Annotated in this window: 23 protein-coding genes, 2 tRNA genes and 1 riboswitch; of the genes, 12 read left to right on the top strand and 13 right to left on the bottom strand. The window is 42.3% G+C overall.

Going from position 1 to position 23988, the window contains the following annotated elements; translation table 11 throughout:
- The first annotated feature begins 122 nt into the window (after nucleotides 1-122).
- The 7 genes from H6G05_RS05090 (at nucleotide 123) to H6G05_RS05060 (ending at nucleotide 6900) form a co-directional block, all read left to right on the top strand.
- A complete protein-coding gene (locus H6G05_RS05090) occupies nucleotides 123-1148 on the top strand; it encodes a rod shape-determining protein (protein WP_094534891.1) in 1026 nt (341 codons plus the stop codon).
- A gap of 11 nt (nucleotides 1149-1159) precedes the next feature.
- Nucleotides 1160-1906, top strand: coding sequence for a rod shape-determining protein MreC (gene mreC, locus H6G05_RS05085; RefSeq protein WP_190576883.1), 747 nt, complete (start codon nucleotides 1160-1162; stop codon nucleotides 1904-1906).
- Nucleotides 1907-1923: 17 nt separating this feature from the next.
- On the top strand, nucleotides 1924-2469 hold the full coding sequence (gene mreD, locus H6G05_RS05080; protein WP_190576881.1) for a rod shape-determining protein MreD: 546 nt from the start codon (nucleotides 1924-1926) through the stop codon (nucleotides 2467-2469).
- A gap of 176 nt (nucleotides 2470-2645) precedes the next feature.
- Complete coding sequence (locus tag H6G05_RS05075; protein ID WP_190576879.1) at nucleotides 2646-4118, top strand: inorganic phosphate transporter; 1473 nt, start codon at nucleotides 2646-2648, stop codon at nucleotides 4116-4118.
- Between the two features lie 161 nt (nucleotides 4119-4279).
- The gene (rpe, locus tag H6G05_RS05070; protein ID WP_190576877.1) at nucleotides 4280-4969 is read left to right on the top strand and encodes a ribulose-phosphate 3-epimerase; all 690 of its coding nucleotides are present in this window, start codon (nucleotides 4280-4282) and stop codon (nucleotides 4967-4969) included.
- Between the two features lie 90 nt (nucleotides 4970-5059).
- Nucleotides 5060-5959: a CoB--CoM heterodisulfide reductase iron-sulfur subunit B family protein gene (locus H6G05_RS05065; RefSeq protein ID WP_190576875.1), complete on the top strand. Its 900-nt coding sequence runs from the start codon at nucleotides 5060-5062 to the stop codon at nucleotides 5957-5959.
- 134 nt (nucleotides 5960-6093) lie between these two features.
- A complete protein-coding gene (locus tag H6G05_RS05060) occupies nucleotides 6094-6900 on the top strand; it encodes a Uma2 family endonuclease (protein ID WP_190576873.1) in 807 nt (268 codons plus the stop codon).
- A gap of 40 nt (nucleotides 6901-6940) precedes the next feature.
- On the opposite strand, the gene H6G05_RS05055 is transcribed toward H6G05_RS05060, so the two are convergent.
- Nucleotides 6941-7022: transfer RNA gene (locus tag H6G05_RS05055), tRNA-Leu, on the bottom strand.
- Nucleotides 7023-7416: 394 nt separating this feature from the next.
- Between H6G05_RS05055 and H6G05_RS05050 the strand changes: the two genes are divergently transcribed.
- The gene (locus tag H6G05_RS05050; protein ID WP_190576870.1) at nucleotides 7417-7812 is read left to right on the top strand and encodes a hypothetical protein; all 396 of its coding nucleotides are present in this window, start codon (nucleotides 7417-7419) and stop codon (nucleotides 7810-7812) included.
- Between the two features lie 87 nt (nucleotides 7813-7899).
- Nucleotides 7900-8346: a tRNA (cytidine(34)-2'-O)-methyltransferase gene (locus tag H6G05_RS05045; RefSeq protein WP_190576868.1), complete on the top strand. Its 447-nt coding sequence runs from the start codon at nucleotides 7900-7902 to the stop codon at nucleotides 8344-8346.
- Nucleotides 8347-8481: 135 nt separating this feature from the next.
- On the opposite strand, the gene H6G05_RS05040 is transcribed toward H6G05_RS05045, so the two are convergent.
- From H6G05_RS05040 to H6G05_RS05005, 8 genes are all read right to left on the bottom strand, one after another.
- Nucleotides 8482-9858: a helix-hairpin-helix domain-containing protein gene (locus tag H6G05_RS05040; protein ID WP_190576866.1), complete on the bottom strand. Its 1377-nt coding sequence runs from the start codon at nucleotides 9856-9858 to the stop codon at nucleotides 8482-8484.
- Nucleotides 9859-9927: 69 nt separating this feature from the next.
- Complete coding sequence (locus H6G05_RS05035; protein ID WP_094536281.1) at nucleotides 9928-10278, bottom strand: STAS domain-containing protein; 351 nt, start codon at nucleotides 10276-10278, stop codon at nucleotides 9928-9930.
- Entirely contained in the window at nucleotides 10275-10718 is a 444-nt protein-coding gene (locus tag H6G05_RS05030) for an ATP-binding protein (RefSeq protein ID WP_103669241.1), read from the bottom strand. Before H6G05_RS05030 ends, H6G05_RS05035 begins: the two co-directional genes overlap by 4 nt.
- Before the next feature lie 239 nt (nucleotides 10719-10957).
- Nucleotides 10958-11758 (bottom strand): ABC transporter permease, encoded by an 801-nt coding sequence (locus H6G05_RS05025; RefSeq protein WP_190576864.1) that lies wholly within the window; start codon nucleotides 11756-11758, stop codon nucleotides 10958-10960.
- Nucleotides 11751-12656, bottom strand: a complete 906-nt coding sequence (locus H6G05_RS05020) for an ABC transporter permease (RefSeq protein WP_190576862.1) — start codon at nucleotides 12654-12656, stop codon at nucleotides 11751-11753. The genes H6G05_RS05025 and H6G05_RS05020 overlap by 8 nt, the downstream gene beginning before the upstream one ends.
- A gap of 2 nt (nucleotides 12657-12658) precedes the next feature.
- On the bottom strand, nucleotides 12659-13747 hold the full coding sequence (locus H6G05_RS05015) for a hypothetical protein (RefSeq protein ID WP_190576860.1): 1089 nt from the start codon (nucleotides 13745-13747) through the stop codon (nucleotides 12659-12661).
- A gap of 800 nt (nucleotides 13748-14547) precedes the next feature.
- Entirely contained in the window at nucleotides 14548-15069 is a 522-nt protein-coding gene (locus tag H6G05_RS05010) for a phycobiliprotein lyase (protein ID WP_190576858.1), read from the bottom strand.
- Nucleotides 15070-15328: 259 nt separating this feature from the next.
- Complete coding sequence (locus H6G05_RS05005) at nucleotides 15329-16078, bottom strand: phycobilisome rod-core linker polypeptide (protein ID WP_190576856.1); 750 nt, start codon at nucleotides 16076-16078, stop codon at nucleotides 15329-15331.
- 226 nt (nucleotides 16079-16304) lie between these two features.
- Here H6G05_RS05005 and H6G05_RS05000 point away from each other — a divergent pair, with 226 nt between their 5' ends.
- Complete coding sequence (locus tag H6G05_RS05000; RefSeq protein WP_190576854.1) at nucleotides 16305-17207, top strand: alpha/beta fold hydrolase; 903 nt, start codon at nucleotides 16305-16307, stop codon at nucleotides 17205-17207.
- An 89-nt stretch (nucleotides 17208-17296) separates the two neighbouring features.
- Here H6G05_RS05000 and H6G05_RS04995 read toward each other — a convergent pair whose 3' ends face one another.
- The gene (locus H6G05_RS04995; RefSeq protein WP_190576852.1) at nucleotides 17297-18175 is read right to left on the bottom strand and encodes a bestrophin family protein; all 879 of its coding nucleotides are present in this window, start codon (nucleotides 18173-18175) and stop codon (nucleotides 17297-17299) included.
- Nucleotides 18176-18596: 421 nt separating this feature from the next.
- A riboswitch (Fluoride riboswitch) is annotated at nucleotides 18597-18685 on the top strand.
- A 92-nt stretch (nucleotides 18686-18777) separates the two neighbouring features.
- Between H6G05_RS04995 and H6G05_RS04990 the strand changes: the two genes are divergently transcribed.
- Nucleotides 18778-20391 (top strand): cation:proton antiporter, encoded by a 1614-nt coding sequence (locus H6G05_RS04990; RefSeq protein ID WP_190576850.1) that lies wholly within the window; start codon nucleotides 18778-18780, stop codon nucleotides 20389-20391.
- Between the two features lie 77 nt (nucleotides 20392-20468).
- Here H6G05_RS04990 and H6G05_RS04985 read toward each other — a convergent pair whose 3' ends face one another.
- Nucleotides 20469-21332, bottom strand: coding sequence for an alpha/beta fold hydrolase (locus tag H6G05_RS04985; protein WP_190576848.1), 864 nt, complete (start codon nucleotides 21330-21332; stop codon nucleotides 20469-20471).
- Nucleotides 21333-21508: 176 nt separating this feature from the next.
- Between H6G05_RS04985 and trhO the strand changes: the two genes are divergently transcribed.
- Nucleotides 21509-22291, top strand: coding sequence for an oxygen-dependent tRNA uridine(34) hydroxylase TrhO (gene trhO / locus H6G05_RS04980; RefSeq protein ID WP_190576846.1), 783 nt, complete (start codon nucleotides 21509-21511; stop codon nucleotides 22289-22291).
- A 61-nt stretch (nucleotides 22292-22352) separates the two neighbouring features.
- On the opposite strand, the gene H6G05_RS04975 is transcribed toward trhO, so the two are convergent.
- Together H6G05_RS04975 and H6G05_RS04970 are read right to left on the bottom strand one after the other, a co-directional pair.
- Nucleotides 22353-22426, bottom strand: a tRNA-Arg gene (locus tag H6G05_RS04975).
- Nucleotides 22427-22671: 245 nt separating this feature from the next.
- Nucleotides 22672-23970 carry a TldD/PmbA family protein gene (locus tag H6G05_RS04970; RefSeq protein WP_190576844.1) on the bottom strand — a complete coding sequence of 433 codons (1299 nt, stop codon included), beginning with the start codon at nucleotides 23968-23970 and terminating at the stop codon, nucleotides 22672-22674.
- Nucleotides 23971-23988 lie beyond the last annotated feature (18 nt).

Below are 23988 nucleotides of genomic sequence, written 5' to 3'. Positions count from 1 at the left end.
CTTTTCACCTTTGTTTACAAATACAAGACTTTCGGAATAGTTAAGAAGACTAGACTAAGTGACAACAATCGTAATAAAATGTTAAGAATGTATAGCTAGTTTGACCACTGGAAGAGTTGACTGTGGGTTTATTACGCCATTTTACGAAAGACATCGGCATTGACCTTGGTACTGCCAACACACTTATTTATGTGTCTGGCGAAGGTATCGTTCTGCAAGAGCCATCCGTTGTCGCGATCGATCAACGCGATAAGACTGCCTATGCAGTCGGAAATGAAGCCAATAAAATGATCGGTCGCACCCCCGGTGACATCATTGCAGTGCGCCCCCTCAAAGATGGCGTAATTGCCGACTTTGACTCCGCTGAGTTGATGCTGCGCTCATTCATTCAGAAAGTTAAGAAAGGTGTTTTTAATCCACGTATTGCGATCGGCATTCCTAGTGGTGTAACAGGCGTGGAATGGCGTGCTGTCATGGATGCCGCCCGTCGTGCTGGAGCAAGTGAAGTTTACCCAATTGATGAGCCGATCGCGGCGGCGATCGGGGCAGGACTACCTGTAACCGAAGCTACGGGGAACATGATCATTGACATTGGTGGTGGTACTACCGAAGTTGCCGTCATGAGTTTGCAGGGAATTGTATTGAGTGAATCCGTGCGTGTTGCAGGTGACGAACTCAGCGAAGCCATCATGAAGTACATGAAGACTGTACATAACCTCGTCGTTGGGGAACGGACTTCAGAAGAAATTAAAATTAAAATTGGTTCAGCTTATCCCATTAAAGAGGAAACTTCGATGGAGGTAAGAGGGTTGCACCTGCTATCAGGATTACCCCGTACCGTCACTGTAAAGTCTTCGGAAATTCGCGAAAGCATGAGTGAACCACTCTCTGTGATTATTGAAGCAGTGAAGCGAACACTAGAGCGTACACCTCCTGAACTAGCCGCTGATATTATCGATCGCGGTATTATGTTAGCTGGTGGTGGAGCCATGCTGAATGGTATTGACACCCTGATTAGTCATGAGACTGGAATTATCACTCATATTGCCCCAGCCCCTTTGGACTGTGTGGTAATTGGTGCTGGGCGCGTTTTAGAAGATTATAAAAATCTTGGTCGTGTATTAACCAGTCGCTTGAAAAGTTTATAGGTAAATTTTTCATGGATTCAATCCGTAGTTGGTGGGAGCGTTATAGCTTTCAAACTGTTGTGGTTACTGCTGGAATTGGGCTGGCGTGGTTTATCCGCCAAACTCAAGGTGTAGCGATTATGGAAACCTATCAGTTTCTCAGCCGCCCTTTTCAATCAAGTGTATCTAAGCAAGAATTATTGCAAGATGCTCAAGTACGCGAACTTCGCTATCGCTTGACTGAGTTAGAGTCCCAAAATCAGAGAATGAAAGAGCTTTTGAAGGTAAGAGTAACCCCAAGAGATGTCGGTATTTGGGCAACGGTTATCGGTCGTGGGGCTGACTCTTGGTGGAATCAAATCTTAATTGGCAAAGGTAGCAATGATGGGATTAAATCAGGTGCTGTAGTGGTAGCACCTGGAGGTTTAGTTGGTCGTGTTACCCATGTTTCCCCCAACAGTAGTCAGATTTTGCTAATCAGTGATCCAAATAGTCAGGTTGGTGTGGTTGTTAGTCGCAGTCGTTTTAGTGGAATGCTCAAAGGACAAAGCCAAAATACAGCGACCCTAGACTTTTTTGAGCGCGATCCTGATGTAAAAGTTGGAGATATTGTGCATACTTCACAATTTAGTACTCTATTTCCTGAAAATGTGCCTGTTGGTCGGATTAAATCCATAAATCTTGATAAGCAACCAGCACCTGAAGCGATCGTCGAGTTTTCGACTCCTTTAGGATTACTAGATTATGTAGAGGTATATCCTTTCCAAGAGAAGCTATAACCCAGTCATCAGAAATAATGCTCGATCGCAAAGTTTCCCTACCTAAAAAATTTTTAAACTGGGCTGTGACCATTGGTTCACTGCTAATTTGTATCTTAGCGATGTATACCAGATTTCCAGGTATGACCTTGATGGGAATTGCTCCTAACTGGCTACTGATCTGGCTAGTAACTTGGAGTGTCAACCGTCCTGTATTTTTGTCAGTAATGGCAGGGGTTGCCATAGGATTTATACAGGACGGTATGACCTTTGTGGACATGCATGTTTCACCAACTCATGCTTTGGGACTAGCGATTACTGGTGGACTAACCTCACTTTTGCAGAAACAGCGATACATGCAAGAGGACTTTATTTCGATCGCATTAATTGTGTTTGGCATGGCGGTAATTGTGGAGACCATGCACGCAGTGCAACTAACTACTATGGGAGCCGACATGGATAATGTTTGGACTCTACAACAACGGATTGCCCTTAGTTCAGCAATTTTGAGTAGTTTATGGTCACCTGCTATTTACTTCCCTCTCAGTCGTTGGTGGCGATCGCTCGAAAAGCAAGAAGATTAATTTGGTGGCGATCGCTCGAAAAGCAAGAAGATTAATTTGGCAGCACCTTGAGAAGTTCTAAATAGGTAAGGATTGGCATCGCAAAGCGCCGCCAATCAAGACTTGCGTTTTGATTTGTCCTATTACACTTGGCAATAGCTATAACACAAGTATCGTGGAGTAAAAATGGAATATCTATGGAATATCTATTTTTAGGCTTAGCGATCGCTTTGGTGATCGGTTTTGAGTTCGTGAATGGATTTCATGACACAGCTAATGCTGTAGCGACTGTGATTTATACAAATACACTCAAGCCAACATACGCAGTTATTTGGTCAGGAATTTGCAATTTATTAGGTGTGATAACATCTAGCGGCGCAGTAGCCTTTTCTATCGTGGCTTTATTGCCTGTGGAACTATTAGTTAAAGCTGATTCAAGTAAAAGCTTGATTATGGTTGCGGCTTTACTTATTTCCGCAATTATTTGGAATTTGGGAACTTGGTATTTGGGATTACCTGTATCTAGTACACATACATTAATTGGTGTAATTCTGGGAATTGGTTTAGCTAATTCAGTTTTATCTACAGGGCAAAACTGGTGGGATGGCATAAATTGGCTAAAAATGCAGGAAGTTTTTCTTTCCCTTATTATTTCACCATTGCTCGGATTTTGTGGAGCTGCATTATTATTCCTAATCGCTAAAGCCCTGATTAAACAAGAAAATCTCTATACATCACCAGCAGCAGAGGATACTCCATCACTAGGGATTAGGTCGTTGCTAATTTTGACCTGTGCAGGAGTCAGTTTTGCCCATGGCTCTAATGATGGACAAAAAGGAATGGGGCTAATGATGCTGATTTTAGTAATTTTATTGCCAAGTAGCTTCTCTTTAAATATGGATACTAGCTCTCAAGCGATCGCCCAATTAGTTACTACATCAAAAGCAGTTATTCCTATATTTACATCACAGATATCCAAACCTTCAGTTCATAATTTGATTTTTGAGAATAGTCAAATAGAACTTACAAACTTCTTAAAACCACAAGGTCAACTAAATGAAAATACTTGGCGATCGCTAGCTTCTGAAAGTCAATTAATTAGCAATAGTTTGTCGCTCAGTAGTAATTTTGTAGATTTGCCAGAGAGCGATCGCCCTCAAATTAGAAATGATATTTATCTTGTTGCTAGTGCAATTACTAAATTAGACAATCAACAAAAATTAGCTAACCTTGATCAAAAACATTTATTAATTGCCTATAGAAATCAATTAGATAAAATCACCCACTTCATTCCCTATTGGGTAAAGATTACCATTGCTCTTGCACTCGGAGCAGGAACAATGATTGGATGGAAACGAGTTGTTGTTACTGTCGGTGAAAAAATTGGTAAAGAGCCGCTTAACTACGCTCAAGGGGCGATCGCTGAGCTAGTGACCATGACCACGATTGGTACAGCCGATTATTTCGGATTACCCGTTAGCACTACCCATATACTTTCATCGGGCATCGCTGGCTCGATGGTTGCAAATCGGGTTGGTGTTCAGAGTAATACTTTGAAAAACTTGCTACTAGCTTGGTTTTTAACATTACCAGTTTGTATTCTGCTTGGATTTGGAACATATACTATTAGTCTATTTGCAGTTCATCAACAGTTTCTCGGTTTGAGTTAAAGGCTAAAAAATAGAAAGGGTACTAAGCATACTTCCCATTTTTTAGCCTTTAATTGATCAAAACTGCTAAATTTAATTAATAATTAATACAGGACTGTAGTTAAAACTACCTTTATCTGCTGTTTTTTAGATCTTTGTAAAGCTAAGCCCCCGTAAATCATATGCCTAAAAAGTCCACAGTTATTTCCCCTTCAATCTTGTCTGCTGACTTTAGCCGTTTAGGTGACGACATTCGTGCAGTTGATGCGGCGGGTGCAGATTGGATTCACGTTGATGTGATGGATGGACGCTTCGTGCCAAACATTACCATTGGACCATTGGTAGTTTCGGCTATTCGTCCTGTTACTACAAAGATTTTAGATGTGCATTTGATGATTGCTGAGCCAGAAAGATATGTACCTGACTTCGCTAAGGCTGGCGCAGATATCATCACCGTTCATGCTGAACATACCGCTTGCCCTCACCTACATCGCAATCTTTGCCAAATCAAGGAACTTGGTAAACTCGCTGGTGTCTCCCTCAATCCTTCAACCCCTTTGAGCTTTATTGAGTATGTTCTCGATCTATGCGACTTGGTTTTGATCATGAGTGTGAACCCCGGCTTTGGTGGTCAGAGCTTTATTCCTAACGTGATTCCTAAAATCGCTAAGTTGCGTCAAATGTGTGACGATCGCGGACTTGATCCTTGGATTGAAGTTGATGGCGGTCTCAAGGCTAACAACACTTGGCAAGTTTTAGAAGCTGGTGCTAATGCGATCGTTGCGGGTTCCGCAGTATTTAACGCTCCTGACTATGCTGAAGCGATCAAGGGTATTCGTAACAGCAAGCGTCCTGAGCTTGTCACAGCCTAATTAATCAAAAAAGAGAGGCGGCGCAATGCGCCGCCTCTCTTTTTTGGTGGTAATTTAGAAGCGAAAGGGAAAGATGTTGCGATCAGAGAAATGACAGAAACTAAAGCATTGAAATACGCTTATTACTCAGGATGTGTTGCTAAGGGTGCTTGCAAAGAGCTACATGCATCGACAAATGCGATCGCACAAGCCTTAGGAATTGAACTGGTGGAATTGACTAAAGCAACCTGTTGTGGTTCTGGCACATTCAAGGAAACTGACGAACTGATGGAGGACGTGATCAATGCCCGCAATATTTCTCTTGCCGAAGAATTAAATCTCACAGTAATGACGCAATGTAGTACCTGTCAGGGGGTACTTGGTCGTGTCAACGATAAACTTAAAAGCTCAGATTCCACGCGCAAAGACGAAGTAAATGCGCTGCTAAATACTCAAGGACATAATTTCCAAGGTTCTACGGAAGTTTTGCATTTACTCTGGATTCTGATCCGCGACTATGGCTTAGAAAATATCGCCGCTAAAGTAACTCGTTCTTTAGCTAATCTTAAATGTGCTTCCTTTTATGGTTGCTACTTATTGCGATCGCAAACAGTCACTCGTTTTGACGATCCCTTCAAACCTGAATCTCTAGAAAATATTTTTCGTACAGTTGGTGCAACTCCTGTGTATTACGAAGGACGTGTGCAATGTTGTGGATGGCCAATTTCCAGCTATGCCCCCAAAGAATCTTTCTCAATGGCAGGACGACATCTAACTGCGGCGATCGCCGCAGGCGCAGATTGTATTGTTACGCCATGTCCTCTTTGTCATCTCAATCTCGATTCACGTCAACCTGAAGTCGAAAAGGTGATTGGGCATAAATTAGGGATTCCGATTTTGCATTTACCTCAATTGATCGGACTAGCGATCGGTATTGATCCGAAAGTCCTGGGCTTAGATCGTCATATCGTTTCCACAAGTTCTGTCTTACAAAAACTTGCTTTGCAGTAATCCTAAATGATTTGAGAGAGTGCGCCCCGACGGGGCGCACTCTCTCAAATCATTTAGGATTACTCTATAATTTTAATAACAATTGCCAATTACCTAGATACATTGCCGCTTGTGCAGATAGCACTGCTTGTGTCATGACTCCAGCCACTGTTTCTAATATTGCAACCACTGAGAATAAAACACCAGAAAGCAATCCCACACCCGAAATCTTTTACCCTTCCGAGGATGGTGAACCCTTGGCAGAAACTTCTATTCATGCTGATGCGATTATTGCCACTGTTGATGTATTACGAAATTATTTAGCAATCGCTTTTCAGGAGCGATCGCCTGTTGTCCTTGCTGACCAATTTCTTTACTATGCCCAAGGCTTTCCCAAGCTGAGAGTGTCGCCTGATGTAATGGTGATCTTCGAGATTCCACAAGTACCATACGACAATTATAAAATTTGGGAAACAGGTAAGGTTCCCAGCATTATTTTTGAGATTACCTCTCCTAAAACTCAGGCAAAAGATAAAGAATTTAAAAGAAATCTGTATGAGGATATAGGGGTACAAGAGTATTGGCTTTTTGATCCTAAGGGTGAGTGGATAACTGAAAAGCTGCGTGGCTATCGACTCGATTACAGGGAACGCGATGATGACAATATCTACTACCCAATTACGGATGGATGTAGTCAAGTTTTGGGCTTGCGCCTAGAGGTCGAAGAACATCTAATTAATTTTTATCAGTTAGACACAGGTGAAAAATTATTAATGCCTGTTGAGCTACTATTTGCACTACAAAATCAAAAGCACCTTACTATTCAAGAAAGCCAACGTGCCGAACAAGAAAGCCAACGTGCCGAACAAGAAAGCCAACGTGCTAATGCTGCGGAATTGCAAATAAAACAATTACGAGATCGCCTTATTTCTTTAGGTATTGATCCAGATTTATCTTTATAAAAAATAAAAAAAGCAGTTCAAATAGTGAACTGCTTTTTTATGGGCAAAGAGAGAATCGAACTCTCATGACCGAAGTCGTCAGATTTTGAGTCTGATGCGTCTACCAATTCCGCCATTCGCCCTTTTTTCAAGATTTATATCATACAACAAGAATGGTGCATCTTGTCAAATATTTTTTGACGCTTTTTGTGGCGATCGCCTTATATAGCAATGTAAGTTTTGCTCAGGACATAAAACCCAAAAGATGAGTGGCGGCGCGAAGCGCTGCTACTCATCTTTTGGGTTTTGAGCCGTCCTATCTATCTCTTGCATTGCTATACCAATTTGCGAAAGTGTGATAAACACTTTTGTGGATTAAAAACTAAATCCAGTAATGGTTTTCAAGTTAAGAAATGGCTACGCCATTTCTTAACTTGGTATTACTTTAGGTAATTGCGATCGCGATCGCTATGATGTTTAGATTGAGAAACTGTGCGAACTAATCCCTAATTTAATTAATCTAATAAATTTTTACCAATGGCAAAACTAGAGCGTTTAATTATGCTGGCGGAAGATGAGTTAGTGCAATACAGCACAAACGCCCGCAAAATCGAAAAACTACGCCAAAAAATCGGCTTATCCCTCAATAGAGCGGAACAAAAACAGGCAAAAGCTGAGTTACTCGCAGTCATGCCCACCGACGACATTAGCAAAATTGTAGAAAAAAATCGTCAATCCGTATCTCTGCCTTTTTGGGGTATTGCAGGGCTAGGTTTGTTGCTAGGTATATCAATGGAACAGCCTTTAGATTTTATTGCAACTGTTATTGGCACTGGAGCAGCGATCGCTTTACAAAAATGGGGATGGAAACTCCAAGCTAAACGTCTAGTCTTACAAACCCTAGAAGATATCGAAGAACGCACTCCACGCTAATAAAAAGAATTACGGCACTTCGTGCCGTAATTCTTTTATATTTAAAGACTGTGTAAACAACACAGTCTTTAAATATATTTATAGTCAATGCTGCAAGTCGCTCTCATCTATCCCGAAATTCCGCCTAATACTGGCAATATTGCCCGCACCTGTGCTGCTACAAATACACATTTGCATCTAGTTGAGCCTCTGGGCTTTGAAATTAGCGATCGACAACTCAAGCGGGCAGGCATAGACTATTGGGAATATGTAAATGTAACTGTGCATCCCAATATTGAATCCTTACGCGAAGCATCCAATGGAGCAAGGTGGATTTGCTTTAGTGCACGTGGAGCAAAACATTTTCGAGAATTTCAATACCAAGATGGTGACTGGCTATTATTTGGCAGTGAATCCAGTGGCTTACCTCCAGAAGTACTTGCTAATAATCCTGCGGTTTATATCCCTATGGAACATCCTAAGGTTCGTAGTCTTAATCTCTCTGTGAGTGCGGCCCTAGGCTTATTTGAAGCCAGACGACAATTAGGAATGTAAAAGAAGAGGGGCAATGCCCCTCTTCTTTTACAGCAACTACCGATTAAGTAAACTAAGAGATTTTTTGAAAGTGTTGCGAAACAACACTTTCAAAAAATCTCTTAGTTTGGGTTTGAGCGCAAAGCGTTATAAGTTTTAAGTAACTAGTGCGTCGTAGGTGGCTTTGAATCCTGCTTGTTGTAGAGCTTTAACAGCAGTTTCTTCATCTTCGACCCAAAACTGATTACCTAGGCGCACTAACTTTGGCATATATTCGATCGCCGCAATTACAGGGATTTTGCCAGAGTTATCAGGTTCGTTTCTGCCATAGCTAGAATTGCCATAACCAGAATTGCCTTGATTGGAATTACTATAATTAGGATTAGGATTTAAGGCGGTTTTAAGTTGTTGTAAGACTTGCCGATCGCTTGCCTGTTCGCGAGTGAGTTCGACCCGCACCATCCTCACGGACTCAATTGGCTGCATATTGTCGATGATTAATTGTGTCTGCTCATCGCGGCGATCAATCTTTCCCCACACCATCAAACGTTTATCTTTTTCGAGAAGATGCTTTACTTTGTCAAAGGTTTTTGGGAAAACCACAGCTTCAGTGCTGCCAGTCAGATCTTCTAGCTGCAAAATAGCCATGCGATCGCCTTTTTTGGTGACCACTTCTTTGATATCCAGAATTAAAGCGATCGCTGTCACAATTTTGGTTTCTGATGAATCAGGAATATCACAAAGATTAATCGGAGCCATTAATTTTGCGGAACGGCTGACCACACTGAGGGGGTGATCGGAAATATAGAAACCTAATAATTCCTTTTCCATCCTCAGCTTTTCTTGAGATGAATAGTCCTGAACACGGGTAGTCGTAGGAGCAGTATCAAAGGTTTTGGTATTACTACTTTCACCAAAGAAATCAAAAAGGTTGCCCTGACCTGATGCTAGCTCTTTGGCACGGCGTGAAGCCCATTCCATGGTGATGTCGAGATCATTCATCAACTGATGGCGATTTGGCTCTAGTAAATCTAACGCGCCAGTTTGAATTAAAGCTTCTAAGGCTTTTTTGTTTAGCGATCGCGAATCGAGGCGACTACATAAATCCGCCAAAGATGTAAAAGCCCCATCTTGACGCGCCTGTAAAATTGAAGCGATCGGTCCTGCCCCAAGATTTTTAATAGCCGCTAAGCCAAATAGAATCTGATGTCCATGGGGAGTAAAGTCTTCACCTGAACTATTTACATCAGGTGGGACAACAGGAATCCCCATACTGCGACAGTTAGCAATATATCGCTGTACTTTGTCTTGGTCGCCACTGACCGAAGACAACAAAGCCGCCATGTATTCAACGGGATAGTTTGCTTTAAGATAAGCAGTTTGATAGGTTACATATCCATAGGCGACGCTATGGGATTTATTAAAACAGTTTGAGGCAATATAGCCGTTATTTAATAAAAAATTGTGATCTTGTTCTAAGCCAATATCGAAAACACATTGTATGCCCAACGATTTACGGCTAACGATTTTCATATTTACTTCCTAAAATAAGAACCAATAAATTATAAGCGTTGCAGGGCAACGCTTATAATTTATTGGTTCTTATGGTTCAAAACCTTCTAATTCAGGTACTTCAGCTACTAGATGTACACCTTGGATATATAGTGAGCGACCATATTTACCAACGTTCTCTAAGCGTAGTTTGCCGCCTTGCTTCTTAGCTTGCACTGCCATATCGATCGCTGCGCCTACGCCTCTACTGACGATCTTGGTCACTCCTTCAAAATCCAAAACGATCGCTGATAATTTGCGGTCAATAAATGGTTGCACGGCTTGTCTAAAATAGGGAACCGTGGTTACACTCAAAGCACCATTCAGTTTGAGAATAACTTGATCGCCATCAATTTGTTCGACGATCTTGAGTTCATCTTGTAAAAATGAGGAATGAGTCATGATTGGAGAATGGGTTTGGGGATAGACAGGAACTTACTCATACGGACTGTTGTACCTTGATTGGTAGATTCGATCTCGACCTTATCAACCAGCGCTTTGATCATATGTATACCAAAACCACCATTTTTGACACCAATCTCGGATATCAAATCAAAATCTGGCGGAGGTACACTATCGATATCAAAACCCGATCCACGATCATGGACTTCTACAATTAGGCTGGTATTTGCCGCGAAAACTACAACTTCTACGTCAAGATCAGATGTACTGTAAAGAACCGCATTAACCAAAGCTTCCGTAAGAGCTTGTACGATATCTTGCACAGCATCAGGATCAAACCCCATTTTTGTAGCGAGTACTTCGACTGCTGCGATGGGAATGTCCTCGATTCCCTCAACGGGTGGAATTGAGATTCGCAGCTTTAAAGGCTTCTCACTCATGGGGAGTCATTCTGTAGCTTTGATTAGCTTTGCCAGATGTAATATACCACACGTTTTTAACCTATGTTTGCAAAACCAGTTAATTTTTGATAAAGCTTTTCAAAAAAGTATCATAATTTCCAAGTTTTTGATATCAATTTTCTTACTCCTTACCAGTCTACAACTAGATATTAAAACCCAAGAATTTAGTGTTGCGGCGCTTCGCGCCGCAACACTAAATTCTTGGGTAAGATCAACGCCTAATCATGATTGCCCCAACTTCTGATTGCTTCAGCGATCGCCGCCATTGATCCTGACGCAATAATTAGTAATACGCTGAGGGCATTTAATTCGGGCGTAACACCCCCACTCCGTAGTGACGAGAAAATGGCGATCGGTAGTGTAGTCGAGCCAACGCCTGCGGTGAAATAAGCAATTACAAAGTCATCCATACTGAGAATAAACGCGAGCAGACAGCCTGACACAATCCCTGGTAAAAGCTGTGGCAGCAATACTCGCAAAAAAGCTTGAACAGGGGTAGCGCCTAAATCAAGAGCCGCTTCTTCAAGTTTGGGATCGATCGTGGCAAGACGACTGGAAACCACTACGGCAACATAGGCTAGGCAAAAAACAATATGGGCAATTACAATCGTGACTAGGCTAAGTGGTAACTTAATTGCTGCAAAAAATACGAGAGTTGCTACGGCGATCGCAATGTCAGGAATGATCAATGGCAAATAAGTAACACCACGATATAGACTCTTGCCTGGAAAATAATAGCGGGCTAAACCAACAGCCGTCAGCGTACCTAATACGGCGGAGATCGATACCGCAGTTAGCGCCACACTAAGACTATTTTTTAAGGCTGCAAGCAGAGTTGGATTTTGGAGGAACTTGGCATACCAAGCCCAAGTAAACCCAGTCCATTTCGATGGTGAAGGGGATTGATTAAAGCTAAAGATTGTAAGGACAGCGATCGGCAAGTACATGTAAAAGAAGGCAAGGACTGTATACCAAGTTTGCCAACGCTTAACGGTCGGGACATTGATTTGATTAGCCATCACTTACCACCCTGCGATCGCCATATTTAATCAGCAAAGCAATCACAATTGTTACAGCAAGAATTAGCACCATACTGAGAGCCGAGCCAAACCCTCGGTTGCTACTTGCACCTAGAAATTGCAACTCAATAATTGAGGCGATCGTGCGACTACCAGGTCCACCTAATAGCTGTGGGTTAATGTAATCGCTAAAACTAGTAATTGATACCAGCGCTGATCCCGCGATAATCCCTGATGAAACCTGTGGAACTGTAACTTGCCAGAAAGTTTGTTTGGCATTAGCCCCAAGGTCAGCCGCCGCCTCAAGTAGGCGTAAATCTAGACGTTCTAGCGAAGTATAGAGCACTAAAACCATATAGGGCAGATAGGTGTAAATCATGCCAATAATCACCCCTTCAGCCTTGTTTAAAACATTGATACCTGATAGCCCAATGAAGTTAAGAAAGGTATTTAAAACTCCTGTCGGGCGCAAAATTGTAATCCATGCATAGGATCTCAATAGGGATGAAGTCCAGAGAGGCAAGACAAATAGTAGTAGCAAAATATTGCGCCAGCGCTTAGGAGCAATCACCGCCAGCCAGTAAGCGACAGGGAAACCTAAAACCAGACAAAATCCCGTCGTGATCATTGCATAAAGCAACGATCGCCATACGACGACTAGATAGATAAAGTTGCCACCAACGAACTCAAATACTCTTTGGTAGTTGTCTAGCCCAAACTCAGTTTTACCTAAAGGGACAAGGCTCTGAATTAAAATAAAAGCTGTTGGAATAATCAAAAATGCGATCAACCAAAAGCCACTGGGAAAAAGCAAGGCGACAGGCTCAAGCCATTTGAGGCGACGTACTGATTTCTGGTTAGGATCAGGGGTAATGTCTGAAGTGCTATTCACAGGCATGTTTAGAAGTAAAGAACTCGTGAGTCAACACCTTGCGATCGCAGATAGCGAGATACTGCTTCTGCTGAATCGCGACTTTGGTAAGCACCTGCATGGATATAAGTACCGCGCCCAGAGTTAGAGAAAAAGGCGTTAGGAACATATTGACGCACTCGTGACAGCAAAAACTGATTGCTTGCTGTTGCAGGTACAGCCGCCACATAGCGGAAAGCCGAATTTTGAGCAGCTTGAGGGATCTGAGTCTCGGTAGTACCCGTATAGGTAGAGACTGTCTGAGGCTGCACTGTAAAGTTATTAGCTGCAACAATAGAGTTGTCATAGGTCATTGGCACTACTGTTGTTGCAGATGCCGCAGGAATAAATCCTGTCTGTGGCGGCACATAACCAGTGGTTTGGCTATAACCTGTCGCTTGCAAACTTGGTTGCACATAAGAGGTTACTGCTGATTGTGTGTAAGTAGTTGGTTGAACATACCCTGATTGCACAATTTGGGTTTGCGGGACAACTGTCTGAGTCACAACTTGGCGAGTCTCTGGGACTAGTACTTGCTGCCAACGGGGGACAAGCACTTGCTGTGTCTGTACTTGAGGAACGACAGTATTGGTTGTGATCTGCTGATATTGGTTTTGGTTATAAGCGATCGCTTGTTGAGGTACGGAGTTAAAAACTTGTGGCTGAGAGTCAGACTGAAAGCTTACTGATTGAACAGTAGAACTTGGTTGAATTACAACTTGTTGGGGGCTAGGCAAAGAGACTACTGAGGAGGATGAGGTTTCTGGGAAAGGAACTTGAACATTACTTTCCTTGCCCCCTGAAGATCTAAAATACTTTTGAGCAGACAGTCCCGATTGTTGCAAAGCGATCGCGAGGCTATCAGCACTAATTTCAGAATTAAACGTACCTGCTTGAACTACAGGTTGATCGTTGATCTTGGTTGCAAAAGCAGTTGGGGAGACAGTGCGAACTCGTTGTAATGTTGCAGCATCATTACCTGCAACAAAAATCACAAAACGTGCCGAGGCGGCTTGGGTGATCGTCAAAGATGCGATCGCCACAGAGCCGAGAATACTAAACCTTTTGACCCAATTCACAGCAGTACATCCTCACACTTGAATGTAATAACGGTTAAGTTTAACTCAACTAGATAAAGTGATGATTTTTCTAGCCAAAATTATTTGGTTTATTTAAGCACTTAATTCATCAAAATATGACAGGCTGGAGTAGATAACAACAATTATCTGTACAGATATAACAATCTTATTTTATTTGTGAGATTAAATGGTTTGAGAGAGTGCGCCCCTTCGGGGCGCACTCTCTCAAACCATCTAGGATTGCTATATCAATCAAACAGACCTCAAGACATTTTGGTTTGGGGATGGTTCGCAACACTTTCCCAAAACATCTTAGTTTGGAGTTGAGTGCTGGAGGATAGGCGGGCTAAGCAATGTTCGTTCTACATCTTTACTAAATCTATTTACAGAGTCTAATTAAAGTAAGCATATGGAAAAAATTAAAGCTGGTTTAAATATTGTGATTTTTATCTTTTTAGCAGGTTTTATCGGCTTAGAAGTTTGGACATTAGTATCACATCTCTTAAAGACGTAAAGTAAATACGTCTCTAAAAGCCGCATTTACAGCCAAACCCAAAATAGAGTTGTGGTGCAAAGCACCACAACTCTATTTTGGGTTTGGCGAGTGTAGTTACACTTTCGTGAATTATAGCTATAGCCACCTGTATGAGGGCAAATCAAAACCCAAATAGTGTGAGGCGGCGCTTCGCGCCGCCTCACACTATTTGGGTTTTATGTCCAAGAATGGCGACAGCTATAGAAACAAAACCCAGTAAGGGTTTTAAAAACACAAAATGGCGTAGCCATTTTGTGTTTTGGTATTACGCCTTCGGTGGAATACTGCGAATTTCCGAATAAAACTTAGAAGATTGGACTCGGCGATCGCTAGCAAGCTCACCTTTTACCAAAGTTGCCACGCGAAATCTTAAGTTAGGATTTCCATACCAAATGCGCTCCTCGATCACATTTTGAGCAGTCACTGTATGAATTGTGAGAGATTCATCTGCACCAAGCTCATAGACACCCTTACCTTGGCTGGTCAAAATCAAGCCTTTTTGTGGTGAAGCGAGATCATTAGGGACAGGCACGATTAAAGCATTACCTTTGGGCTTATTACTGCTTAGAGATTCTTCTTCCCATGACATCTTCATCGGATGCATGACAGTATTTGGATCAATGTCATACTTCTGGCAAATTGCCATCAAATCTGGATCATCAATATTTAAGGCAGTAATCTCAATTACAGAGCGAGTGTCACTACCATTTCCCTGACTAAATTGATGATCGCTGCGTTGCGATCGCCAACGACCGACAAAGAGTTCAAGAAATTGATGAATATCCATTAGTGAAGATAGTGAAAAATAAAGACAAGACTTAGGGAAACCAACAAATTTTATAGTAATTTGCAGACAAAGCAAAGGGGGCGCTAAGCGCCCCCTTTGCTTTCGGGGTGTTAAAGAGTAAGGAGTTTTACACCTTGCCCTCTAATACCAATTCACAAAAGTGTGACAACAACACTGTTGTGAATTAAAAACCAAACCCAGTAAGGGTTTTCAAATTAAGAAATGGCTACGCCATTTCTTAATTTGGTATAGGTTGAGATTAGCGACGAGGAACTAGACGTTCGTAGTCAAGATTTTGAGCAGATACAGGGGTTGATGTAGCAGGAGCAGTCGCGATGCTACGAGCCATATTCAAGAACAAAGCTGGATCGCCTGTTTTTGGCGCTCTGTCGGTAACCACATAGCTGCGGACAGTATTTTGCCAGATAAGTTGAGGGAAGCCCAACTGTGCACGATGGTAAGCATCGTAGCGAGGAGACTTGAGGTTGAAAGGCACTTCGCCAATTCTTTGGCTAGGTAGAACGCGACGGCGTTGGTAAGGCAAGATATCATCGCCAAAAGCTTCAAGATATTCATCACTGTCGAGCAATGCATCAATAAAGCCTTCAATACCTTTGGTCGCAACTACGATTGACCAAGCAATTTTTTCTTTTTCGCTATAAACATCACGACCAAGAACACGCTGTACAGTTTGCTCTACAAAACGATAGTTGCTGTTTTTGTCATAAAAACTGCTTCTATAAGTTTTTGAGAGTACTAGTCCACGCACAAACTGTCTGACCGAGATATTGCCAGAACGCAATTGCGATTCTAGAGTAACTTCGCGATCGGTTGCAAAAGCATGGAAGAAAATTTGACGATAGGCAGCTTCAATCAGTTCACCTAGATCACCACTAGAAAGCAGGTTTGCAGTGTTATAAATACGAGGTGTGCTGTCACTACCGACTGTAAAACCAGCGACGCGAGAATTTTGCGATGCTGGAGCGTAATTCAACAAAGGAAGAGCCACGTTTAAATCTCCAAAATGTTATCGAAAAGTTATAAAAATACCTATTCCCAAACATACAATGAGTTTGGGGCTAAATAAGCTAAATATAATTACGAGAGGCTAATCTCTAGTCAATGATAGGATAGGCGAAATTAGCTAGTTCTAATTGCTTCACATAAGTTTACTTTTCAGAAAGCAGCTGAAACCTTGTATTACCCCTTCCTAGCCCATAAATTAAGTTGCTGTCATGATTTTTGATTATCGTAAGTTTGCCGATCGCTTTTGGACATGGCGCGGCTATAGGATTGGTTATTGTGCTGAGGGATTAGATGATCAAGGATTAGCAAAAGATAAGCCTGCAATTGTCCTGATTCATGGGTTTGGCGCGTCGGTGGGACATTGGCGCAAAAATGTGCCAGTTTTGGCACAAAAATTTAGAGTTTATGCGATCGATTTAATAGGGTTTGGATCTTCGGCTCAGCCAAAACCGAGTGAGTTGCCCTATACCTTCGAGACTTGGGGGCATCAGGTTGCTGATTTTGTGCGTGAGGTGGTGGGCGATCGCGCCATGTTGGTAGGTAATTCGATCGGCGCAGTAGTTGCTATGCAAGCGGCGATCTATGCCCCTGAACTGATTACCAGAACGGTATTAATTAATTGTTCATTACGGCTATTACAAGAACAAAATCAATTATCTATGCCTTGGTTGAAGCGCTTAGGCGTAAAGACTGTTCAAAACATCTTGGGTAATCGGGCGATCGCCAAGTTGTTTTTTGATCAAGTCCGTCAACCGCGATCGGTAAAACAAATTTTGTCACAAGCCTATATAGATCGTAGTGCTATTACCGATGAGTTAATTGAAATCTTAATCAAGCCTGCTCAAAATCCTAATGCTGTTGATGTGTTTATGGCTTTTGTGCGTTATTCACAGGGACCAAGACCTGAAGATTTGCTGGCGATTTTACCTTGTGAGGCGATCGTGCTGTGGGGCGAGCGTGATCCTTGGGAGCCGATAGAATTGGGACGTAAGTCTTTTACAAGATTTGATTGTGTTAAGGAATTTATTGACATTCCCAATGCGGGGCATTGTCCGCAGGATGAAGTGCCAGAGGTAATTAATGGCATTTTGCTAAGGATGATAAACGCATAGATTTGAGTGTATATAGCAAAGCAAGTTTTGCTTAGGACATAAAACCCAAGAAGTGAGGGGCGGCGCTTCGCGCCGCCCCTCATCTTTTGTCACTCACTACTAACCAACAGTAAATCTTCAATATTTCGCATCATGCTATTACAGATATTATCTAGTGGTAAATCGTTGGCATCATGACCAAAGGGATCTTCAATTTGAATACCAATTTCTTCAATTCCTAAGAGAGTAAAACTAATCAGAGCGACGATTGGTCCAGTCATCCATTCTAGTTGATCGACCATTTGGAAGGGAAGTGACAAAGAGTAAATCATTAATAATTGCTTTAAATGGATAGAATAAGCAAGAGGAATTGGGGTTCTAAGAATACGTTCACAAATGCCTGCAACATCAATCATGTAGTTTAAAAGTTGAACCATGTCACTAAGCTGATAGCGATCAAGCTTGTCTTGTTGAGCTTGTTCTTGAAGATAGCTACTAATCCAAAAGGCAATTTCAAGAGGTGGATGATTCATCGTTTTAAGGCGATGAAATTGTTCAGAAGAGAGGTTGGCTTCGAGTTCAGCGTTCACTGGTTCCGATCGCAAATGTAGTTTTAAGGCGATCGCAAAGGCTGTTAATAGCTTAACTGCCGCAACTTTAGCTTGGCGATCTCTTGGTTGTTGCTCTGAAATAGCTACTAAAATTTGTCGCGATAGGTTTCGTACTGTATTAACGAGAGTTCCCCATGCTTTGCGTCCTTCCCAAAAGCGTTCATAGGCTGTATTGGTACGGAATACGAGCAATAAACCTAGTACGATATTAGGAATAATGCTACCTAAAATTGGTAGAGAAACTTTGATATTTAAGAGATGAAGAATATAAATTACAACCCCAAACAATCCACATAATAGCGATCGCGGCAAGACTTCTGGAACTACTGAGCCTTTCCAACGTAGTGCAATATGAAACCAACTATCCTTTTTTTTCATTAGAGATCGCGAATTAGGATTGCTACATGCAAGAAAGCTCTGAAATTATAGGTTAAGATCCCTGCCTTTGTCTGAGCAAGTATAGCTGTAGTCAAGTGTATTAGGACAAATCAAAACCCAAATAGTGTGAGGCGGCGCTTCGCGCCGCCTCACACTATTTGGGTTTTATGTCTTAACAAGAATGGCGACGGCTATAATACCAATTCACGAAAGTGTTGCTACACTTTTGTGAATTAAAAACCAAACCCAGTAAGGGTTTTAAAGCCACAAAATGGCGTAGCTATTTTGTGGCTTGGTGTAAAGACTATTTGCAAATTTAGAAAAAAGCAGGACTCTTGGCGTTTATTTAGGTTCCTTTTAAAAAATGTAGAGACAATTCATAAATTGCCTCTACATTTTTTGTCTCCCTCAATGGTATAAAAGTAAGGATGGCAATGGAGCTTGCCGAAACCGCCTTGCGTTATCGATTGTTTTTGTAACGTTTAAAAGGCTGATAGCTCCTACTTATTCCGACTTGTGGCGGAAGAGTAGGACTGCGCGGATGCCTAGATCAATTTTTCCTCTACAAGTCACGCTCAACATTTCAAGATCAACGTGACGTGATGTTAGAAAGTATTATTTGGATTTTGGTGATGGGTTTCTTTGTCGGGCAGATCGCTCGACGGCTGCAAATCCCTGCTCTTGTTGGCATGATACTGGTGGGCGTTCTTTTAGGAGCGCAGGTAGGCAATGTAATTAGTTCCGAAGTGCTAGGTGCGGCTAAGTCCTTCCGCACGATCGCTGTGATGGTGATTTTGATGAAAGCAGGGTTGGGGCTTGATCGCGAAAAACTCACACAACAGGGAACTGTCGCCTTAAGATTAGGATTTTTACCTGCGGCTTGTGAAGCGATCGCGATCGCCATTGCGTCGATGTGGTTACTTCAGTTTGATTTTTTAACGGGACTATTACTAGGCTGCATTATTGGCGCAGAATCTCCTGCTGTCATCGTACCCGCGATGCTACGACTGAAAAGCTTAGGATGGGGAGTAACCAAAGGGATTACTGATGCCATTCTTACAGGTAGTGCTTTGTCAAATGTATTGCTTCTGATGGTGTTTAGCCTACTGCTCCCATTTCTATCCCAAAGCCCAGCAACAGGTATAACTTGGCAATTACTTCCATTTCAAATCATCATCCAAATTACATTAGGTGTAATAATGGGATGGGTCTCGGCTCGAATGCTAGTATCACTGTTAATCAAGCAGAATTGGACTCAAAATGCCGTTCAGGATTCTTTAGTTTCCGCAAGTATCGCTCTCTGGCTGGTAGTGCTAGCCGACCATCTTCCTGTTTTCTCTGGCTATATGGCGGTGATGGCGATGGGATTTTTCTTAATAGAACTAGATGCACCTCTAGCTCGCAGACTACGAGGCGGCTTTGATAGTTTATGGACGATCGCCGAAATTATTTTGTTTGTGTTACTAGGAGCAAGTATTCAACTGAATGTTTTAGGAAACAATCTGCTAGTAGGGCTATTGATATTAGGAATTGGAACTTTGATTGGGCGATCGCTAGGTTGGTATCTGTCTACTGTGGGTAGTAATTGGACATGGAAGGAGCAGTTATTTCTATTGCCAGCCAACTCCGCTAAGGCGACAGTACAGGCGGCTATTGGGGCAATTCCTTTGGCGCAGGGGATTACTGGTGGTGAGACAATTTTAGCGATCGCCGCGCTTTCGATTTTAGTCACTGCGCCTTTGGGTGCATGGGCGATTCCTACCTTTGCTCCCAAACTTCTAGAACGCGGCGAAGTCGATCCCACAAAAGTAGCGATTTCGGGTTGTCCAGTTTTCCTTGCTGCCATAGATGACTCTGTCCTAGCAACAGATGTTTTAGTTAAAGCCGCAGACTTAGCAAGGCGTAGTGATGGCGAGGTGATTGTTTTGTATGTAGATAATCTTGGCGATCAACAGGCGATCGCGCTTTTGCAAGGAAAATCTCAAAAGCTCTTATCAGATATTCGCTATGAGTTTTTAAGCCTGTCAGGTACAGTTCCCGAAGAGATTCTTCGGGTGGCTGAATCTCGCAAAGTAACGGATATTGTAATCGGCAAACGAGGACATCAACCTTGGGAACAGGTGCTAGTGGGTTCTGTTTCTCAAGCAGTTTTAGAAACGAGTTTTATCCCTGTGATTCTAGTAGAATCAAGTTCTGAGCAATCTATTTATAGCTAGACCCAAAAGAAAAGTGGCGGCGCTTCGCGCCGCCACTTTTCTTTTGGGTCTAGGCGGCACTTCGCGCTGCCTATCCACTAGAGACAATTTGAAGTAACGGGTTTGGCTAATAAATCTAATAACAGCCTATGCAATAAATTGGTCTGCTCCAGCATTGCCATATGTCCACAGTTAGGGAGTTCAAATACATTCTCACCATAGCCATTAAAAGAATGATGAAAACTAGCAAGATGGCTTACATACTTTGGTTCCATAATTTTGTCATTTGCCCCAGCAACAAAATAAACTGGTTGTCTCAACTTCGATACGATCTGCGGCAATTTGTGAACTTCTACTTCACTAGTAGAACCCAGCAAAGTTCCTCTCGCAGATGGATACTTAGCAGACACAAAATCGATCGCTCTTTGTCTCCCCCAATCACGATCTAAGGTGCTGTAAACACTATCTTTAGCAAATTGGGCATGAACTAAGGGAAGATTCTTCAGCCATTGGGGACGCAATCTTAAAAGAATTTTACCTGCGGTACGAAATTTCTCAAACTCTTCTTTGATATAAATGCCGCCACCTGCATTCAAGCAAACCACACCCAAAACCCGATCGCTTAATAAATTAGCAGCCCATAAAGCAATTGCACCACCGAGTGAATGCCCCACCAACCAAACTTGAGAAATCTCTAAACGATCAAGCAATTCTTCTAAATCCCTCGCATAGCTAATTAGCGAGTATTCATCGCGATCGCCAATTTCAGAAAGTCCAAACCCCCGTAGATCATAAGCTAAACATTGGAAATCAGGTTTTAACTGAGCAATCAATGGTTGCCAATAAGCTTTACTTAGCATCCAACCATGCAAAAAAGCAATTGTGGGAGCTTTATGCTTCGACTGAGCAGGAGAAGTGAGGCTGTAGCTGTGTTTGGCTCCTTGAATGATGACACTAGACATATAGAGAAAAGCCTATAGTTGCAAACAAAATGCGATCGCTGATCCAATAATATAGCAAGACAAGTAGTTTAAGCACCTTGTTCCATAGATAGGTATAGGGTTTTCCTATGGATAACGTAAAGCGCTATATTAGTTTATAGAGAAAGTAATCCGTCTGTAAGCAAATTTCTGGGCAAATGACTAGGATCAAACAAGTAAATCGCCTGCAATCACAAATTAGTCAAGCAATTCAAGCCAATCAGCAAGAGCCGATAGAACCTTTTGTGGTGGCTGCGTTTTATCATTTTACAGAATTATCAGATTATGAAACCATGCGAACTCCACTCAAGGAGTTTTGTAATGCTCTCAAACTTAAAGGGACGATCCTATTAGCTAAGGAAGGAATTAACTCCACGATCGCAGGTAGTCGCGAAGCGATCGATGCTTTACTAGCCCGTTTGCGTAACGATCCTCGTCTTCACAACTTAGAGCATAAGGAATCCTATTGTGACGGAATTCCATTTCAAAAGATGAAAGTAAGGCTTAAAAAGGAAATTGTGACTCTGGGTGTACCAGATATTGATCCTAGATATCGAGTTGGTACTTATGTTGCACCTAAAGATTGGAATACATTAATTGCCGATCCTGATGTGATTGTGATTGATACGCGCAATAACTATGAAGTGGAATTTGGCACATTTAAAGGGGCGATCAATCCTAATTTAGAAACTTTTGGTGAGTTTCCTGACTATGTAAAAGCACAACTAAGTCCTGAGAAACATCAAAAAGTTGCTATGTTCTGCACAGGCGGAATTCGATGTGAGAAGGCTAGTGCCTATATGCTCTCTCAAGGTTTTAGCGAGGTGTATCATCTTAAAGGTGGCATTCTCAAATATATAGAAGAAGTGCCAAAGGAAGAAAGTGTTTGGGAAGGTGAATGTTTTGTCTTTGACGATCGCATCAGCATTGATCGAGTTTAAATAAAGTGCCGCGCTTCGCGCAGCACTTTATTTGAGTTTAAGCGCAAAGCGCTGTACGTAACGAGACTGATCGGGATCGAACCGATGGCCTAGCGCTTAGGAGGCGCTCGCTCTATCCAACTGAGCTACAGTCTCTCTTGATCAAATCACAAATATATTCACAAAAGTGACTCAGACATTATAGCAATTGCTCGTGAATTATACCAAGACACAAAATGGCTACGCCATTTTGTGTCTTTAAAACCCTTACAGGGTTTAGTTTTTAACTCACAAAATTGTTGCCACACTTTAGTGAATTGGTATTAGAAGCGATCGCCTCAAATTGTCTAATGACAAAACAAAAGTAGCGACGCTTCGCGTCGCCACTTTTGTTTTGTGACTTATCGAGATGTAATTGATAGCCCTTCAACGATCATTGCAGGTACATATAGCGAGCCGTGCCATTGCCGATCGCTGCCTACCGCCACAACATGATTGAGCGCAGTATAGACATTTCCCGATAGCATCGTATCCTTGACCCGTCCGATAATTTTGCCATTTTTGACACGGTAGCCCAAATCCACATTGATCGAAAAATCTCCTGACAGATCCAGATCATCACCTAAGACCTGATCGACGATTAAGCCATTTTTTAAAGTTGCCGCGAGTTCCAAAATATCACCTTGGATCGTTTGACTAGCCGCGATCGCCAAATTAAATAATCCAGGACTAGGATAATTTCCTAAATCTCCGCGAAAGCCATTGCCTGTCGCCTTAATTCCCAACTCTTTACAAGTACGCATATCACCATAAAAACCTTTCAAAATTCCGCGAGCAATCCAAGTAACTTCCTGTGTCGGTGTACCTTCATCATCAAAAGGAGAACTATAAACGCCAAAATTAGGATGTTGGGTAACCGTGAAAATATCAGAAATTACAGGCTGTCCAGTTTTGTCTAGCCAAGGTGTCGCTTTTTGCTGCACCTGTCTCCCACTCATAGCGATCGCCACCACACCCCATAACAAATCCGCCGCCTTGCCCGTAAAGATCACAGGCGATTTTGCCGATGGAGCAGGAGCATTTTTCTTCGCCCAATCGAGATATTGCAAAACTTTTTTGGCGATCGCATCAGGTGGTAAATTACCCCGTTCCGATTGACCATACCAAACATTGAGAAAGTCATCTCCCCGCGTTAACTCCGCACTCAGAGAGCCATCTACCGTAATATCGGTATAGCCACAGTCCAAACCTTTACTATTGAGGATGCGTACCGTTTCACGACCACAATCCCAATCTGCACCACACACAGCCTCAGGATAATGATCGATCACCTGCGCGATCGCCTGTTTTCCCCAATCAACCATCTGCTCAACAGTAACTTCCTGTCCATATAGTTTCGGATAGTCAGCAACAGTTGATTCGCGCAATAAGATCTCTTCAGGTTCATTCAAAGCACTTAAGGCGATCGCCTGCTGAACCAAATCTTCAGGCTCTACGGCTCCATAGGCGATCGCTAAGCCCACTTTGCCATCTTTCCAAATCCTTAACCCCACCCCCTCTGAGTCAATACTCTCTAGCTGTTTCAACCGATTTGCCTCAAAAAATACGGGTCGAGAAACTGAGCTTGAAGCATATACCTCGGCTGCTTCAGTTCCCGATTTGAGCGCAAGTTCTAATAATTGTTCAGGGTTAAGTGTCATAGCGATCTCTGGCTTATA

This window comes from Phormidium tenue FACHB-1050 (assembly GCF_014696925.1).
Classification (GTDB): domain Bacteria; phylum Cyanobacteriota; class Cyanobacteriia; order Pseudanabaenales; family Pseudanabaenaceae; genus Pseudanabaena.
Note: the sequence above shows the minus strand (reverse complement) of the source record. Positions and strands in the feature narration are given on the sequence as shown.